2 protein-coding genes are annotated in these 2,875 nt (G+C 46.5%); both read right to left on the bottom strand.

The genetic code is table 11. The annotated features are described in order from the left end of the window. Window positions 1-1,325: xylose isomerase (gene xylA, locus A1D16_RS20920; RefSeq protein WP_290713385.1), on the bottom strand; the 1,325-nt coding region annotated here is incomplete at its 3' end. Window positions 1,326-1,345: 20 nt separating this feature from the next. Next, a complete protein-coding gene (locus A1D16_RS20925) occupies window positions 1,346-2,833 on the bottom strand; it encodes an FGGY family carbohydrate kinase (RefSeq protein WP_290713388.1) in 1,488 nt (495 codons plus the stop codon). Window positions 2,834-2,875: the final 42 nt, after the last annotated feature.

The raw sequence follows: 2,875 nt of genomic DNA on the forward strand, positions 1-2,875 counted from the left end.
ATAAACCGATTAATCAGGTTTTCCAAAAATTCCTGCTTACCGCTGATCGCCTTTGGTTCGCCGTTTTCAATGGCAAATGACCGCAGTTCTTCCAGGCCCAGCTTGCCTTCTTCAAACTCTTTTCCTTTTCCGGTATCATAGGAAGCATACCGTTCTTTGCGAATTTTATTATATTCCGATTGCTGTAATACAGCGTCAGCAATTACCAAAGCTCGTGCAAAACTATCCATACCTCCAATATGTGCATGGAAAAGATCAGCGGCATCCGTACTGTTCCGCCTGATTTTTGCATCGAAATTAATGCCGCCACCGCCAAATCCACCTGCTTCAAGGATAATAAGCAGGGCTTCTGCCAGTTCATTCAGGTTGTTCGGGAACTGATCGGTATCCCATCCATTCTGATAGTCTCCGCGGTTGGCATCAATACTGCCCAGGAGTCCGGCATCTGCCGCTACCTGCAGTTCATGTGTAAAAGTATGCCCGGCCAGGGTAGCATGGTTTACTTCAATATTCAGACTAAAATCATTCAATAAATCGTGCTGCCGGAGAAATCCTATAACGGTTTCGCAATCGTAATCATACTGGTGTTTGCTTGGTTCACAGGGTTTGGGTTCTATGAAGAACTTTCCTTTAAAACCCTGCTTACGGGCATAGTCTTTAGCAGCATGCAGGAAACGGGCCAGGTGTTCTTTTTCGCGCTTCATATCTGTATTCAGCAGGCTCATATAACCTTCACGGCCTCCCCAGAATACGTAGTTTTGTCCGCCAAGCGCAATAGTAGCATCAAGGGCTGCTTTCACCTGGGCAGCGCCGTGTGCCAGCACATGAAAATCAGGGTTGGTAGCCGCTCCGTTCATATACCGGCGACTAGAAAAAAGATTGGCAGTTCCCCACAATAATTGCACGCCGCTGGCAGCCTGTTTTTCTTTCAGGTAGGCAGTTAGGCTTTGCAAGCGCCGATCATTTTCCGCAACATCGGTTCCATAATCCACTACATCCACATCATGAAAACAATAAAAGGGCAAACCCAGCTTGGTAAAAAATTCAAAAGCAGCATCGGCTTTGTCTTTGGCCCTTTCCACCACATCTCCTTTTTCATTCCAGGGAAAAATATGCGTAGCCTCCCCAAAAGGATCGGAGCCATTTCCACAGAAACTGTGCCAGTAGGCGCCAGCAAACCGCAGGTGCTCTTTCATCGTTTTTCCTGCTATAACTTTATTGGCATCGTACCAGCGAAAGGCAAGTGGATTATCACTTTCCCTACCCTCAAATTTAATTTCCGGTATTCCTTTGAAATACTCTTTCTGTCCAAGTGTAATTGCCATGATTGTTGGTTGATTGTTTATTAATGTAAGCTGGCAAGCTGTTCTGCCAACAGTTTTTTCCATTCCTGATAAATTGTTTCGTACTGGTCGGGCTTACCTGGCTCGGTAGTAGAAACAGGCGTCCTTACACTACCTGCCTCTTTAGCATCTCTGTAATACCGGGTACCAATACCTGCACCGATAGCCGCTCCAAAGCTACCATCCCCCTCGTAAAACTCAACGCTAACCTGGTTAAGGGTAGCAAATGCCTGCGTAAATACATCACTCAGGAAAAGATTGGCCTTTCCTGCTCTTACGACCGCCGGCTGAATACCGTTTTCCCGCATAATATCCAGACCGTAGCGGAAAGAGCAGCTAATGCCTTCCTGTACGGCCCGTACCAGGTGCGCCGTTCCATGTACATTAAAATCCAGGTTATGAAACTGCCCTCCGACGATCTGGTTGTTTAACATTCGTTCGGCACCGTTCCCAAAAGGAAGGGCACGTAATCCATTAGCCCCAACAGACACCTGAGCGGCTAACTCGTTCAGGGCCGAATAACTCAGCGCCTGTCCCGCAATGGTTTTGATCCATCGGTTAAATATGCCGGTTCCGTTGATACATAGCAGCACACCTATTCTTCTCAGATCATCCATATAATTTACATGTGCAAAACTATTGATGCGCGATTCAGTATCATAACCAAGCAGGTCGCTAACTCCATAAATTACACCAGAAGTACCCGCCGTGGCAGCAACTTCTCCCGGCTCCAGTACATTCAGCGATAAGGCATTATTAGGTTGGTCACCCGCCTTGTATGCTACAACGATACCGGGCTTTAATGCTAAACGGGCTGCTACCGATGCGTTCAATTGTCCATGCGAGGAAAACAAGGGGCGTACATCAGGAAACAGACTGGCTGAAAATCCAAAGGTTTTTAATACATCTTCCGACAAACGGTTTTCTTTAAAATCCCAGAATACACCTTCCGATAAGGCAGAAACGGTGGTGGTAGCCTCGCCTGTCATTTTAAGCGCTATAAAATCTCCCGGCAATAATACTTTATCAATTTTTTCATATAAGCGGGGTTCGTTGGCCTTTACCCAGGCCAACTTGCTGGCGGTGAAATTGCCGGGCGAATTAAGCAGATGTTGCAGACTGCGGGTGGGGCCAATTTGCTGAAAAGCCTGTTCCCCGATTTGAACAGCCCTGCTATCACACCATATAATAGCATTGCGCAACACCTTTTGGTCCTTATCTACCAATACCAATCCGTGCATCTGGTACGCAATGCCGATGGCAGTTATTTCAGCAGGGTTATACTTTTTTGTGGCGTGGCATTTCAGTATGGCCTGTTCCACATGATCCCACCACAGCTCAGGCGACTGTTCTGCCCAACCAGGTTGTATAGCAATAATATCTGCTTCTGTTTCAGGATAAGAAGCCGTGGCAAGTATCGTCTGATTGGCTGCTTCTACTACCGTTACTTTGACAGAAGAAGTACCGAGGTCAATTCCTAGTAAGTACATGTTGCTTGATTATCTCTCTGTGGAAATATACCTTAATGCCTA

Origin of the sequence: Flavihumibacter sp. CACIAM 22H1 (assembly GCF_001601815.1) — a bacterium.
In the GTDB taxonomy this organism is placed as follows: Bacteria; Bacteroidota; Bacteroidia; order Chitinophagales; family Chitinophagaceae; genus Flavihumibacter.

What these genes read in the sequence shown, in the direction of transcription:
- A1D16_RS20925 (WP_290713388.1), bottom strand. Translation starts at nt 2,833, where the DNA reads ATGTACTTACTAGGAATTGACCTCGGTACTTCTTCTGTCAAAGTAACG.